This window comes from Nocardia abscessus NBRC 100374, from assembly GCF_000308455.1.
Lineage (GTDB): Bacteria > Actinomycetota > Actinomycetes > Mycobacteriales > Mycobacteriaceae > Nocardia > Nocardia abscessus.
This window is the reverse complement of the sequence record NZ_BAFP01000271.1, coordinates 17,509-31,432: the sequence shown is the minus strand read 5'-3', so window position 1 is coordinate 31,432 and position 13,924 is coordinate 17,509. Positions and strand designations below refer to the sequence as shown.

Genomic DNA, 13,924 nt, shown 5'->3' with positions numbered 1-13,924 from the left:
CAGTGGACACCCGAAGGAGCCGGGCCCCGATCCCCGGCGGAGAAAGGTGACGATGGCCCTCGAACCGAAAACGTGGTCCGGACTGGAGAACCAGGCGAAAGCGGGATATCTGAAGTTCGATCCCGCCGATGCCCTGGCCGCGGCCAAGGCCTGCGCCGATCTGGTCGACGACCTGCTCGGGATGGCCGCCGCGGTGACCGACCTGCGCTTGAACAACTTCGCGCCGATCGGCACCCTGACCTCCGGGGCCCAGCTGGCGATGGCGTTCACCACCAAGGGAACCCGCCTGCACACCATCTTGAACGACCACGCGAAGATCGTCACCGACATGGGCGAGACCTACATCGCCGCGGGCAAGTCGTATACCAGGACCGACGGAGATTCCGGGGACACCTTCAAGGCGCTGAGCGCGCTGAAGATGCCGACCGAGGCGACGCCCTACACACCGGGCAAGAAGGCCCCCGGTGCGCCCGACGCCGAATTCGACAAGCCAAGCGGCGGTTTCACCTGGAAGGACGAGGACGGGCACATCCACGTCGCGAAGGCGAACGCCGAGAGCTTTCCCTCGTCGTTGAAGGACTACCAGGGCGCGAAAGACACCGGCGTCACGGCCAACATCGAGAACAAGGACAGTCTCAGCTTCACCGAGTTGTACGAGCTGGGGCGCGATCTCGATCCGCAGCCGGTACTCGCCGCCGCGGGCACCTGGCACAGCCTGGCCAATGATCTGCTGGGCAAGCTGAACAGTTTCGTGTCCGTGATCTCCGCGGGTACCGAGGCATGGGAGGGGCAGGGCGCGAGCGCGGCCGCCGCAGCGGTCCGCAGCTACTCCGACGGGGTTCAGCCGCTGATCACCTCCATGATCGCGATGAGCCAGAATCTGGACTACACGGCGCAGTGGCTGCATCTCACCAAACTGAGCATGCCCGCGACCTCGGATCCCGGCGACTGCTGCCCGGGCAGGGTGACCCGGCGATACCGCGACGAGTGGCAGAAGCACTACGGCGAGGGCATGAAGAACACGGTGTCGGTGATGCCGGTGGTGAACGGGCCGATCGCCGCACCGCAGCCCTCCGGCGGGCAGGGGCAGAACCAGCCGGGCAACAATCAGAACAGCCCCGGTAACGACCCGAACGGCCAAGGCGGGCAGACGGGTACAGGTGGTGGGCAGCGCCCCGGCTACGGAGACCAGGGCACCGGCGGCCAGACCCCCAGCGAGGACTATCAGGCCGGCTACCAGGAGGGTTACCGGGAAGGTCTGGAGGCCGCACAGGGCAACGGCGGCTCCGGACCCACCGGCACGGGCTCGGATACCGGCTCCGGGGCCGGTACGCCCGGCGGCGGCACCCAGACCGCGGGCTCCTCGCACGAGAACGGTGGCGCCTCCCTGCCCCGCGGCTACGACGCCGCTTCCGGCGGGACCGGCTCACAGTCGGACGGCGGATCCACCGGCAGTGGCTCCGGTTCCGGCCCCGCCGGCCTGTTCGGCGGTTCCGTCGGGTCCCAGGGCGGCACGGCGCCCGCGCGTTCGTCCGGCGGGTCGGGAAGTTCCGCCTCTCCCCGGGGGAGCACGTCGTCGGGCGGGCAGCCCGAATCCGCCGCGAGCGGCAGTATGCCCGATGTTCCCTCCCTCGGCTCGGTCCCCTTGCCGCGCATGTCCTCCGGATCGGGCGGCTCGCCCGGCGGGACGCCGTCGAAATCCAGCGGCACGGCTCCCGGCGCGGGCGCGGCATCGCTCGAAGACGCGCTGGCGCGGGCGACGGGCGCGGACCCCGCACAGGTGCGGTCGGTCCTCGACAATCTCCCCGGCCTGCTGAACGAGGACACCCTGTCGAAACTCACCGGGTTGCCGCCGGAGCAGGTGCGTTCGATCCTGGACAGCATCCCGGAGGTCGTCGACGAGAACGCGCTGTCGAAACTCAGCGGTGTGGACCCGGCCGGGGTGCGCTCGGTCCTGGAGAACCTTCCCAACGCGCTCGACGAGCAGGCGCTGGCTGCTGCGACCCGCACGGAGGGGCCGTCAGCCGCCGGAGCCGGTCTCGCGTCGCGAGACGCGGCATCGGCGGCGGGTGCCGCAGGCGCGCAAGGCGCCGGTTCGCTCGCCTCCGCGGGCCGGGATCTGCTCGGGCAAGTGGGGAAGGCACTCACCCAGGGGCTCGAGGCGCTCACCCGACTCGGGAGCACGCTGCCGGGTGCGGAGAAGCTGCAGGAGCTGTTGCGGCAGTTCGATCCGAATGCGCTGGCGGCCGCGGCCGGGCACGGTCCCGTCGAGCCCCGCGGGCGCGGGTGGCCCGGGGCCCGGGCCGAGTGGCGCGGGAACCGGAGTGGAGGCGGGGCTGTCGGAACATCCGACCCAGCAATCCCGTGCCGCGCAACTGTTCCCGCGCGCGTCGCTGCCCGGTGCGGAAACGCCGATTTATCCCGCCGCGGCGGCCGGTGCGCGTCAGGACGGTGTGCCCGCCGGCGCGCCCATGATGGGGGCGCCCGGCGCCGCCGCAAGCGGCGCCGGACAGGGCAACACCGCCCACAAGCCCGCGAAGTTCCTGCAGTCGAAGACCCATCTCGACGACGCCATCGGGGCGGTGCCCGATCGGGTGAAGCCGGTGATCGACTCGTGAGCGCGACCTGGGAATTCACCGATCTGGAGTTCAACCTGCTGTGCGAGGAGGTTCGGCAGGGCGAGCTACCCGCCCCGTTCGTCTTCACCAGCCGCACCCGGCTCGCGGCGGACTACGAGCTGGAGAAGGCCCAGATCCGGCAGCAGCTGCGGCAACGGCTCGACCACGATCTGGACGCCATGGCCAGCGCGCTCGCCAAACCCGACGTCTTCGTCGTCGCGCACGCGTGGAACGACCAGGATTTCGGCAATCCCGAAGCACGCACCCGCGTGCACGCGGTCCGGCACCGGGCGCGCGGCTATGTGATCACCCAGCGGCCGGGCGAAACACTCGCGCACAGCGGGGGATTCGACGCCGCCGAGTGCGACCCCCACGCGTTGGCCGACACCGTGGTGGGACTGCTTCCCCGCTGCGGAGCGGGCCGGCTCGACGACATCCGCCTCTCGCTCCCGGCCACCGAACCGGAGCCCGAGCGCGAACGCAGGGCCACGATCTCCGACAACGACGACGATCCCGACGACGACGCGTTCCGTAGCGCCGCGTTCTTCGACGCCCCCACCGTCAGCACCGGAATCGTCAAGGTGCTGCAGGGCCGCTCGAAGTACGGACCTCGCGGACGTATCGAAGCGGGCCTGCTGTGGCGGGACCTCCCCGACGACGGGCGCTACGTGATGCCCCTGGATCACCCGGGCCCGGTCGCCACCGCCATGGGCAGCGACCGGCTGACCCTCTGGGTGCGCGACCGGATCGAGGAGATCCTGTCGCGGATGGATTCGCACATGGAAACCGAGGAGTGATCCGCCACGGCGTCGCCGTCGCACCCGCGCAGGACGGCTCAGCGATCGGTGAGTCCGATCGGGCCGCGGATCTGGCGGGCCACCGCACGGAACCAGCCGGAGTCGTACCGGCCGTCCTCGGCGTCGAAGGCGGGCCGGAGTTCGTACCAGCGCAGGCCCGGACGGCGATGGTGCATACCGTGCAGGTTGAAGCTCAGCGCCAGGATCTCCAGTGGCGCGGGCAGTTCCAGGTTCAGCGCCTCGAGCGGCTCATCGAGGTCGGTGCCGTAGTGGTACGCGTTGTCCGACAGCGAGACGATCACGCCGCGCCCGGCCGACGCCGCGAGCAACATCCACCAGTGAACACCGTAGGCGGCGAACGCCGCGCCGTGGAGCACCGTGATCGCGGCCGCGTCGACGCGCAACTGCCGGAACGCCTCCCCTTGCGCGACGCGCTCGAGCAGCGGCCCCGCCACCGTGTCCGGCCCGTCCACGGCTCGGGCGAGCCGGCGCACCGCCGCGGCGGGCAGCGCCGCCAGCACCACGGCCGCGACCTCGAGTAGATACAGCCCGCCGAACAGCCGCAGGTAGTACCCGGGCGCGGCCTTCGCCCAGCTGGATGTCGCCGGGTCGTAGACCTCGGCCCGCTCCCGCGTCCGGCTGTAGCGGTGGTGCAGCAGGTGACCGGCTTTGAGCAACGCGAACGGCGAACCGTACAACACGGCGAGCACACGTCCGTACCGGTCGTTGCGGGCGCGCCGATGGTGCAGATTGCCGTGCACGGCCTCGTGGATCACCGACCAGAACGTCGTCGTCAGCAGCGCCGACGGCAGCAGTACCCAACCCCACGCGCGGTCGCGGGGCAACAGCAGCAGCGGTAGCGCGAAGAGCTGGAAAAGACCGAGCGCCACCACTCCGGCGGTCAACCACGATCCGATCCGATCCCCGTCGTCGCGGCGCTGCGCGCGGGCGGCGTTGCCGGTGCGCCGTTCGGTCATCTCGCCCTCGATCACCTCTGCGGTCTTCCTCCGGAAACCGAGCGTGCCCGATCCGCACCACGAACGCCCCTACACACGCTGTCGCGCCCCTTACGTCCGCGCAACGAAACGGTGATGTGGCAGGACAGCTCGGCAAGGCGAATCACTTCGACAGCAGCTACACGACGGCAGCGGTCGCCGTACGGCCGAACTCGGATTCAAGATCTCGCTGATCGCAATCATTCTTCGAATGTCGTGCCGCGCTTAGTGTCCCGGATACCCCTCTGTCCGGACCGGGTCCCCTGCGGACCGCAGTGGACTGCCCTGCCCACCTCGGTTCGCGACATCGAACCTACTTCCTATTCCGGAGCGACGTGCAGCCAACTCCCTGGTCGGTCAACGATTCTCGACTCGATCGCGTACCGAGCGCGGTGCCGGGACGGCTCGCCGGTTCCCGCCCGCTCCTGTCGACGCTGAACGGCTACTGGGGCTATCTGGGCGCCGTGGCAGGCAGCATTGTCACGCTTCTCCTGCTGTTCCAACCGTGGCTGAGGGTCGCCGGTGCCGACGGCAAAGCCAGCGCCAACGCTTTCGGCCGGGTCAGCGCGACCACCTCCTACCTGAACGCCTGGTCGTCGTCGCAGCCACCCGCCGCGCGGATCAGCGGCGCCTTGGCGCTTCTCGCCGCGGCCGCGATCGTCGTCACCGTCTGCGCGGTGGCGGCGAATCTGCGGTATCGCACCGAGGTGCTGGCGCGGGTGGCGACGCTCTCCACGGTGACCACCGCGGCGCTGGTCGTGCTCACCGTGCTCTACGTCAACAGCAAAGCCCCCGAGCTGCGCGCCCCGCTCGCCCGCAGCTCGGACCTGGGTGGACAGGTCGGAATGGTGACGAGCTGGGCCTTCGGCAATGGCAGCCTCATCGTGCCGGGTGTCAGGCAAGTCTCCTACGACACCGCGGGATTGACCTACTGGGCGCTGCTCGCCGGCGCCACGTCCCTCGGCTCGGCCATCACAGCCGTCACCCAATGGGTGTACAACCATCCACCGAAAGCCCTCCGCCTGCCGTATCGCATCACCGGCTCGAGACGCTCGGACGAACCTGCACGGCGAGAGTGAACGGGCTGTGTTCACTGCCGCTGCGCGGGTCGGCGGCGGAACAATCGTCGGATGTACCGGCCGATACCGGCGAGCGCCCGCGGTTCCGCGGTGGTTTCGACGGTTTCCTGGGCCGACGTCGCCTGGGCGAATCGCACGTGCAGTTGTTCCCGGACCTGGTCCGGGGTATAGGCGCGGCGGCGGCGCTCGGCGCGCACCACCACGACACCGGTGGCGACCACACCGGCCGCACCCGCCAATCCCAACGCCTTCCACCACCTCATACGCATAGGCTACGACCATGACGGGTGCGGGCATCGATCTCGACCGAGCGGTCGAGGTCACCAGGACGGGTGACATCTGGCTTTTCCGAGGCCATTCGACAGCCGACCGGGTGATCCGGATGACGACGAACAGTCCGGTGAACCATGTCGGGATGTCGGTCGTGATCGACGATCTGCCCGCGTTGATCTGGCACGCGGAGCTCGGGCGATCCCTGCCCGACATGTGGTCGGGAAACGCGCATCGTGGCGTCCAGTTGCACAACCTGCGCGATGCCGTGCTGGTGTGGGCGCACCGCTACGGTCAGCAGGCCTGGTTGCGCCAGTTGGATCCTGCCGCCACTCGGGAGATGGAGGACAGCGTGCTGCGCACCATCGCCCGGCTCGACGGCACCCCGTTCCCCTCCACCGCCGGTCTGGCGGCGCGCTGGCTACGCGGGCGCGCGCGCCTGCCGCGCCGCAAGTCGCGTCGGTCCACTGCCCGAGAGGCGGAGAACGCCTACTGCGCCGAAATCGTCGCCGCGACATACCAAGCGATGGGACTGCTGCCGCAACACCGGAGCCCGGACTGGTACGACCCCGGCCGGTTCTGGAGCGGAGACGGCCTGCGGCTGTCCGGCGATTACGAACTGACCGGCGAGATAGCCGTCCGAACACCGCCCCGCACGAACGCCTGAGCCAGGGCTCCCGCCGGTCTGGAGGGTTCCGGTACGAACGATCAGACCGGCGGGAGGCCGGGGTGTTCCTGGTTGTCGCCGAGACGAACGGGAAACGTCAGGCGGCGGTGACGGTCAGCACATAACCTGCCGCCGCGCCGTCCGCGGAAGAGACGACGACCTGGTAGTCGTTGCCGTCGGCGACGAGATCGGCATGCGGAACCTCGGCGGCGACCTGCGGCCCGATCAGCGGGGCCACCGAGACGCGGGCGTTGCCGTTCGCGGAGGTGACGTCGAAGCTCAGGCGCTGCCCCGGAGCGGTGGCGATGGAGTAGCTGTCGGACTTGCCCTGGCCGACATTGCCGCTGGCCTCGGCGGTGTTCTGACCGGGGTTGATCTGCAGGCGATGCACAGTGCCCGGCACCGACGGAATGCCGGGCGCGGCCTGTGCGGTCGCGACGCCTCCGGCCGCGAAAGCGACGACAGCGAGCACCGCGGGCACGGTACGCCACGACGAACGAAACACTCGAGATGCGATCATGGTCACCATCTTTCCTCACGCGGTGGTCGAGTCCACAGGCGACTCCGCGGAATTGGTGGCCGGTCGCCCAGGGCACCCCACGGAGATGCCGCCGCACCGGCGCAAGTGCAGGTGTTGTTGTCGGCCATTCCCCAGAACTGCCGGTCACAGATATCCGACAATCGAGGCGCCCGGCGTTTCGTCGCGGGCCAGTGGCCGATAGGAGAACCCGATGACCCAGCTCGAGTCCCCCTCCACCGCAACCTCCTCCCCCACACCCGGACATCGCACGGCGACCAGCGTGTTCGTCAACGGGCACTTTCCACGACGGCGCCGACTGGTCCTGCTGCTCGGCGTGCTCGGGGGATTCGCGCTGACCGTGGTGTGGTCGGCGTCGTTCGTGGACAGCGCGATCGGCGGCACGGTGGCCGACGGGCTGCTCGGGCACGACGCGGAGGAGACCGCGATCACCGGCATCGGCGCAGGCGTCGTCTTCGGGCTCGTCTCCGGCCTGGCCGGTACCTTCACCGCGTGCAATATCGCCGTGTTCGGTGCGGTGGCTCCGCTCGCGGGCGGCGCGGGCGGCTGGTGGAGCCGAATGCGGGCGGTGCTGCGGCCGCTGCTGTGGATGGCGGCCGGAATGGTCGTGGTGTCGGCCGCTTACGGCGTTGTCGTCGGCATCTTCGGCACCGATATGCCGCAATTCGGCACCGCGCCCAGCCAACCCGGTCTGCTACCGGCGCGCCTCGTCCAATCCATGGTGGTGTTCGGCGTGATCGGGCTGATCATGATCTACCTCGGCCTCGCGGTCCTGGGCCTCGTGCGCGACCCGTTCGCCCGCATCGCCGCCCGCTTTCCCAACGCACCCCTGGTCTTCTTCGGCGGCCTGATCGGCGCATTCCTGATCGGACGCCCGTTCCCGTTGTTCCGCAAGTTGTTTCGCGATGTCGCCGAAGAGGGCAATCCCCTGTACGCCGCAGGCGCCTTCGTCTTGCAGTCCCTCGGCAACATCCTGATTCTCGCCACCCTGCTGATCCTCACCGTCCTCGTCGGTGGCCGCCTGCAACGCTGGTTCCAAGCCGATCCGCGCCGGGTGAGCGTCCTCAGTGCCACCGCACTGCTCATCGTCGGCGTCTTCACCTTCCTCTATTGGGACGTTCGGCTGCTGGCGATGCGCGACATCATTCCGTGGTACCCCGTAGCCCCTTGGGTGTAGGCCCTTCACCGGATCTGGCGGAACCCAGCGGAAACGTTCCGGCACACCAACGGGCCGGGCGGTCGATACCGCCCGGCCCGCGTTCGATCGGTGTCAGCGACCGCTGTGGCTGTGCTGGCCGCCACGCGCCTTCGCTTCAGTGGGCTGGGCTTGCGCGCCCTTACGCCCGGCCGCGCTCGGGTCGGCGGAGTGGCTGGAGCCGAAGCTTCCTGTGCTGGCCTGGCCGCCGCGGCGCGCCTGTTCCTCGGTGTCCGAACGGTTACCGAACTGCCCGGGGTTGTTCTTGTCTGCCATCACTTGCTCCTTTCGGTAGCGGATGAAACCGACTGTGGCTCTGTGCGCCACGTCTTCGTGCTACCCGCCGCATGGGGCGTGAATCAGCCCGGAAGCTTCTTCACAAGATCGCAAAGATTCGTCTCCCGGTTTCAGCGCAATCGGTATTCGCCCGAAGCGAGGAGGCGCCGGACTTCGGCGGCCGTCTGGACGGCGTCGAGCTGCCCGGTGTCGATCGCGTGGTCCTCGAGGTCGGCAAGGCGCTCGAACGCGGCGTACAGGCCGGTGATCGCCTCGACATCCTTCAGTTCGTGTTCGGCGCGCTGCCTCGCGCGCGACAACGTGGTGTCCAGGTCGGGCCTGAGGACCACGTAAGACAACGTCAGGCCGTCGCGGTCCGCGGCGGCACGGAACGGCGGCAGGAACCACGGTCCGACGATCCCGTCGACCACGACGTCGTAGCCGCCGCGTGCGAACGTGGTGACGGTGGCGACGATCGCATCGATGACCACTTCGTTCTGCCGGTGCGCCGCGGGCAGGAACGGCAGGACGAATCCGCTGCGAATCGAGCGATAGAACTGGTCGGTTGTCAGGTGGACCGCCGGGGAACTCGCTTCGGAGGCGAGCAGTTCGGCCACAGTCGTCTTACCCGCCCCGGGCGGGCCGGTCAGGGATGATCACTTCACCGGTCACGTTCCTGGAAGGTAGTCGCGTGATCTGTCCGCGGCCACGATCAGGCCCGAAGGCGCCCGGCACGGTGGCTCACGAGGGCGGCGTGTCGAGTTTGTCGATGTCGGCGAGTACTTTCTCGTGCCAATCGATTTCGGCCTGGATTCGCATCGTGGCGTGTTCGACGATCAGATCGTCGGCCGTGTGCCCGGCCTGAACCGCCGCCGCAGCGTGGCGGGCGATACGCTCCGATCGATGTGCGAGGACGAGTACGGGCCCGCGGATCTGGACACCAGGGTCGGGGTCGTCGCAGCGGCGAATCACCTCGTGCAGCCCGACTCGATCTTCTCCCGCCAGGTGGTCCACTTCCCTTCCTGACCCATCGGGAAGTCCGTTCGGCTAGGTGGTCGCGCGGTGGCGGCGGTTTTTGGTTCGGCGGCGGAACAGCCAGGTCGACAAGCCGGTGAGCGCGAGCGCGAGCGGAGTCAGGCCGAAGGCCAGCCACACCAGTCGCCACCATCCGTTCACCATCCAGCCGAAGTGCGCGGGCTCGAAGACTTTGGCGTAGAAGGTGTTCGCCAGCGGTCTGCCGTGACTCGCGTCGACCACCTTGATGTCGGAGCCGTCGTAGGTGTTCACGTACACCAAGACGTCACCGCTGTAGAAGAGGCGGTGCTCGCGAGGTGAATAGGCGCCGGCGACGGAGGCTCGGTAGTAGGGGGCGGAATCCGTGGGCAGCAGAAGATAAGCGAGCCGGCCGGGAGCGGCCCGCTGCGCGATCGCGCCGGCCTCGCCGATGGTGATCGGCGCCCGGCCGGCGCCGTCCGAACGCGGTACGAAATACTTCTCGGTGCGTTCGAGGTTCGTGTTGCCGCCGGTGGCGACGAGCCATGCCCGCGCAGCGGCGGGCCACTCCATGGTGATTCCGGTGATCCCCCACATCAGCAGGAGCGGCACGGCGAGAACGCCGAGGACGCTGTGCAGGTCGCGGTCCCGAGCGAATCGGCCCTTCCGCAACCGGACCCGGAACCCGTTGCGCAGCCGTTCGATCGACGGCCACCAGATGATCGCACCGGATACCGCGAGCGATATCAGCAGCAGGCCGAGCGCGCAGAGAATCGACGCCGCCCACGTGATGCCGATGATCGGAGCCTGGTTCTCCAGGATCGGCAGCGCACCGGAGTAGCGCAGACAGCCGAACGCGCAGTCGTGCAGGTTGATCAGCCAGCCGAGTACGCCGTCGGTCAGGTTCACCCGCTCGTTGATCCGTCCGGTGCCCGGATCGACGGAGTACGCGGCGGTGAACGTCGTGTTCCCGACCACGATCACGCCGCCGTCCCGGCCGACCCAGCCTGCGTCGAAACCGGGATCGGCCGCCCGGACCAGCGCGACGGCACGCTCGGTGTCGACCACCGGCGGCGCGTCCGTGTGCCGATAGAACGAGGCGTGCTGGGCTCGGAACAGTTCGGCGTGATACAGCAGGATCGCGCCGGAAGTCGACTGGACGACGAGGACCGAGCCGAGAATCAACGCCGACCAGCGGTGTATCGAGATCAGCATGCGCCGCGCGGGTTTTCGAGCACGCTTCCGCGCTCGGACGATCCGCTTGCCAGGCTCGGGCACCACCGCGGTCGCGTTCATAAGGGTAGGCTAACTTGAAGAAGCGCCTTCCCCGGAGTGGGCAGAGCGAGCTCCGACGGTCAAGGAGAGCGAATTCCCCTGACCCGCCCCCGCTTCCCGGTCACCCCGCGGGCACCAGGTCGACGCCGTATCTCCGGTACATCGGCGACTCCCCTGCCCGGAACGCCTCGGTGTGGGCGACCACGTCGGTCGCGAGCCCGGCAGCCTGCAGCGCTCGCGCTTTGAAGGCGCGCCCGGCCAGGCTGACCCGATGCTGGACCGCCTCGACCCGATGGTCGAGTTCGGCGGGAAGGCCCTCTCCCCACATCGTCACCTCGATGAGCCCGCGATCGAGGCAGTCGAGTACGCCGTCGCGAACTCGGCTGTCGCACCGATACATCTCGGATGCGACGGCGATGGCGTGCGGCCACGTCTCACCCACCGGCGCGGCCATGAACTGCTCGAGGTCGAGCACCGTCGCGCCGAGGATGCGCAGCGGGCGGGTATCCGGGTGACCGGCCACCAGCACCGTGACCTCCCATCCCGCGATGGTTCGATCGAAGAGCCACCCGCCCGCGTAGCGCACGACGTCCGCGACGTCGGGTGCGGCCACCGCCAAGCGGTATCGATGTGGGCACCGGCGAGCCTGAGCTCGCCAGCCGGCGACGGAGCGCAGTCCTGGAGCGCCTCGGTCAACGGAATCGACGGATCGTACAGCCATGGTTCCCATCCCGCTATCACCAATGAAGGTATCGATAGGTCCGGCCGCGGACACCAACTCCGATGGGTACCAGCCATCGTGCCGGCCATAGCGGATCAGCGAGTCGGGCGGCCCGTGGGCGGCCGCATGCCGAACCAGCGAAGGATCCGGAGAGCGGGACGACGGTTGAGGGCGGATCGCCGCACCCCTCGCCGGATGGTTCTGCCGCACACACACTAAGGCGGGCGGCGAGCCTGCGAGAGCGCTTCGAGCGAGCTGTATTGTGACCTATCTCACTCACGCAGCAACTTACTGGTCAAACCGTTCGATTCACCTACCGCCACGGCTTCTCGCCGCAGCGCCAACGCCCGTTCCCCGATCGCGACAGACACAGAAGAGTGGTGCCTCGCGAATCAGATCGCCCGGCGCACGCGCCGCACTGCCCGGTACGCTTCCCTAGAACCTCACTACAACAGCATTTTCCGGCGTCTGCGCGTTCGACGCGCACCCGCCCGTGCTTGCGGAACGCACCATCGGCGACAGCTTGACGACACTGCGCGCATCGTTCAAACTGTTCCCTACCGGACAATGCTGTCCGGAATCTCAACAGGACTGGACCATACCTGTCGGCAATACTGTGGCAATCTCTCCGAGCGATTGCCGCGCGACGATTCCACCTGCGACCGAGGGGGGCGGCATGGGCAAGTCGGCGTCTCGGCGACGATCATCAGGAGACGGATGCTCACATCCACCAGTCGTGCCGATCCGGACGACCCGCTCACCGCGACGGCGTTCGATCTCCGCGCGGGCGCCATCGTTCTCGCCGAGTTCGGCGCTCCCCCGGCCGACCCGTTCAGCATCCGGCACCGCCTGGCGGACCTGACGCCACTGGGCACACCGATCCGCCCGCTGCCCGGACACCTGCGCCATCTCGGCGTCCTGCTGCGCTGCTGCATCGACCACATGGCGATCACCGCCGAGATCGCGCAGATCCATGATCTGATCGGGCTCGCCGACGAGCTCGTCGAACTGGTCGACATCATCAGTGACTCCGCCACTCATACCACCGAAGGCATTGTCGCCGTGGATGATTCGCTACAGCGACAGGCCCACGCCGCTGCGGTGCGATTGCGCACCCGCGGCGCCGAGGCCACGGTACACCGGTTGCTCGCGCGCTGGTCGGCCGAAACCGGAATAGACTTCGCGCAACGGGAATTCGCCAATGGGCTGCTGCACGTGATCCGTTCCTTCGAACGCGTCGCCGACGCGCTGACGTCCATCGACCGCTCGCCCTGAACGCGCCGCCGCGCCCTCAGCCGCGCAGAGCGCGGTCCAGCAAGGCCCACGCCTGCCGGGCGGTCTCCTTTTTCGACTGCGCGTCGGTCTTGGACAGGATGGCCGCCAGCATCGCCAGCGCCATGACGACGTCCGCGGTGGTGATATCCGCACTGATCGTGCCGCGCTGACTCGGATCCTCGAGCTTTTCCGCGATGAGGGTGATCAGCCGTCGCGCCACCTCGAACAGGCGCATGTCGTCGGTGTCGGTCGGATGGATCATCGCGATGAACGCCGCCGAGGTGGTGATCTGGTCGACCATGATCGCCAGCAGATCGTCGACGGTGACCGCGGGGTCGGCCGCCAGCGCCTCCATGCCCTCGATGTTCTCCTCGAACACGGCGAGCGCGATGCTCTCCCGCGTCGGGAAGTGCCGATAGAGCACACCCTGGCCCACCCCGGCGGCCCGTGCGATGGAGCTGAACGGCGCGTCGAAACCGCTGTCCGCGAAGACCTCCCGCGCCGCCTGGATCAGGGCTGCCCGATTGCCGGCCGCCGCCTTCGGCCCCCTGTTCGCACGGCGTGGCGAGGTCATTCGGGCAAGGTTACCGGACCTGGATGTACCGGCCGCGGCACGCCGAACGCCCATTTATTCCTGCGCCGCACCCGCCCGCTGTTGCGCGAGTTCGGCGAGACGGTCGATGGATGCCGACAGTTTGTCCGCCGTGGTCGCGCGGGCGCGGACCTGGCGCTTCTCGTCGGTGAGCGTCGTCCAGTCGTAGGTGTGGGTCACCCGGGTGCGCCCTTCGCCCACCGGCTCCAGCTCCCAGCGCCAGAGGTGGCCGGGCGGCTCTTTGCCGGGTTCGGACGGGCGCCATGCGATACGGCTGCCCTCGGCGAACTCGACCACGTGGTTGTCGCGTACGGCTCCGTTGGTCAGGGTGGTGCTGAAGACCGCACCGGCTGCCCGCACCCGCTGGCCCGTCGCGGCCACGGCCAAGTTGTCGTTGCCGTCCCACCGCGGCTGCTCGGCGGGATCGGCGATGAGTTCGAAGATCTCCGCCGGACCCGCGCTGATCTCGCGGCTGGCGCTGACGATACGGGGAACCTCGTTCTGGTCGGTCACGTGCCGATCGAAGCATCGGGTGTTCAGCTGAGCAAGCCTTCTGCTCGAGACTTGCGGTAATTCCGGCGCCGATGCGAGCACAGTGCCCGCCGGTGGGGTCGCCGCCGCCACCACGGCGGA

At 68.8% G+C, this 13,924-nt stretch carries 15 protein-coding genes; 6 read left to right on the top strand and 9 right to left on the bottom strand.

Annotation, left to right across the window (positions count from 1 at the left end; genetic code table 11):
* Positions 1-52: 52 nt before the first annotated feature.
* On the top strand, positions 53-3,415 hold the full coding sequence (locus ON19_RS39500; protein ID WP_051169632.1) for an ESX secretion-associated protein EspG: 3,363 nt from the start codon (positions 53-55) through the stop codon (positions 3,413-3,415).
* A gap of 38 nt (positions 3,416-3,453) precedes the next feature.
* On the opposite strand, the gene ON19_RS35255 is transcribed toward ON19_RS39500, so the two are convergent.
* Positions 3,454-4,407, bottom strand: coding sequence for a fatty acid desaturase family protein (locus ON19_RS35255; RefSeq protein WP_227954900.1), 954 nt, complete (start codon positions 4,405-4,407; stop codon positions 3,454-3,456).
* A 338-nt stretch (positions 4,408-4,745) separates the two neighbouring features.
* Here ON19_RS35255 and ON19_RS35250 point away from each other — a divergent pair, with 338 nt between their 5' ends.
* Positions 4,746-5,489 carry a hypothetical protein gene (locus ON19_RS35250; RefSeq protein ID WP_157230014.1) on the top strand — a complete coding sequence of 248 codons (744 nt, stop codon included), beginning with the start codon at positions 4,746-4,748 and terminating at the stop codon, positions 5,487-5,489.
* Positions 5,490-5,500: 11 nt separating this feature from the next.
* Here the strand turns inward: ON19_RS35250 and ON19_RS35245 are convergent, their stop codons facing one another.
* A complete protein-coding gene (locus ON19_RS35245; protein ID WP_174377763.1) occupies positions 5,501-5,752 on the bottom strand; it encodes a hypothetical protein in 252 nt (83 codons plus the stop codon).
* A 17-nt stretch (positions 5,753-5,769) separates the two neighbouring features.
* Here ON19_RS35245 and ON19_RS35240 point away from each other — a divergent pair, with 17 nt between their 5' ends.
* Complete coding sequence (locus ON19_RS35240; RefSeq protein WP_043703091.1) at positions 5,770-6,426, top strand: hypothetical protein; 657 nt, start codon at positions 5,770-5,772, stop codon at positions 6,424-6,426.
* Between the two features lie 97 nt (positions 6,427-6,523).
* Here the strand turns inward: ON19_RS35240 and ON19_RS35235 are convergent, their stop codons facing one another.
* Complete coding sequence (locus ON19_RS35235) at positions 6,524-6,946, bottom strand: hypothetical protein (protein ID WP_157230013.1); 423 nt, start codon at positions 6,944-6,946, stop codon at positions 6,524-6,526.
* Between the two features lie 211 nt (positions 6,947-7,157).
* On the opposite strand from ON19_RS35235, the gene ON19_RS35230 reads away from it, so the two are divergent.
* Positions 7,158-8,141: a hypothetical protein gene (locus tag ON19_RS35230; RefSeq protein WP_043703087.1), complete on the top strand. Its 984-nt coding sequence runs from the start codon at positions 7,158-7,160 to the stop codon at positions 8,139-8,141.
* A 93-nt stretch (positions 8,142-8,234) separates the two neighbouring features.
* Here the strand turns inward: ON19_RS35230 and ON19_RS35225 are convergent, their stop codons facing one another.
* Together ON19_RS35225 and ON19_RS35220 are read right to left on the bottom strand one after the other, a co-directional pair.
* A complete protein-coding gene (locus ON19_RS35225) occupies positions 8,235-8,435 on the bottom strand; it encodes a hypothetical protein (protein ID WP_043703085.1) in 201 nt (66 codons plus the stop codon).
* Positions 8,436-8,566: 131 nt separating this feature from the next.
* Positions 8,567-9,085: an AAA family ATPase gene (locus ON19_RS35220; protein WP_043703083.1), complete on the bottom strand. Its 519-nt coding sequence runs from the start codon at positions 9,083-9,085 to the stop codon at positions 8,567-8,569.
* Between the two features lie 139 nt (positions 9,086-9,224).
* Between ON19_RS35220 and ON19_RS45150 the strand changes: the two genes are divergently transcribed.
* On the top strand, positions 9,225-9,461 hold the full coding sequence (locus tag ON19_RS45150; RefSeq protein ID WP_174377762.1) for a hypothetical protein: 237 nt from the start codon (positions 9,225-9,227) through the stop codon (positions 9,459-9,461).
* Between the two features lie 21 nt (positions 9,462-9,482).
* Here the strand turns inward: ON19_RS45150 and ON19_RS35210 are convergent, their stop codons facing one another.
* Positions 9,483-10,724 (bottom strand): PepSY-associated TM helix domain-containing protein, encoded by a 1,242-nt coding sequence (locus tag ON19_RS35210; protein ID WP_051169631.1) that lies wholly within the window; start codon positions 10,722-10,724, stop codon positions 9,483-9,485.
* A gap of 100 nt (positions 10,725-10,824) precedes the next feature.
* A complete protein-coding gene (locus tag ON19_RS35205) occupies positions 10,825-11,316 on the bottom strand; it encodes a hypothetical protein (RefSeq protein WP_086006782.1) in 492 nt (163 codons plus the stop codon).
* A gap of 825 nt (positions 11,317-12,141) precedes the next feature.
* Here ON19_RS35205 and ON19_RS35200 point away from each other — a divergent pair.
* Positions 12,142-12,699: a hypothetical protein gene (locus tag ON19_RS35200; RefSeq protein WP_043703077.1), complete on the top strand. Its 558-nt coding sequence runs from the start codon at positions 12,142-12,144 to the stop codon at positions 12,697-12,699.
* Between the two features lie 16 nt (positions 12,700-12,715).
* Here ON19_RS35200 and ON19_RS35195 read toward each other — a convergent pair whose 3' ends face one another.
* The gene (locus ON19_RS35195; protein WP_043703075.1) at positions 12,716-13,273 is read right to left on the bottom strand and encodes a TetR/AcrR family transcriptional regulator; all 558 of its coding nucleotides are present in this window, start codon (positions 13,271-13,273) and stop codon (positions 12,716-12,718) included.
* Between the two features lie 54 nt (positions 13,274-13,327).
* Entirely contained in the window at positions 13,328-13,804 is a 477-nt protein-coding gene (locus tag ON19_RS35190; RefSeq protein WP_043703073.1) for an SRPBCC family protein, read from the bottom strand.
* Between the last annotated feature and the right edge of the window lie 120 nt (positions 13,805-13,924).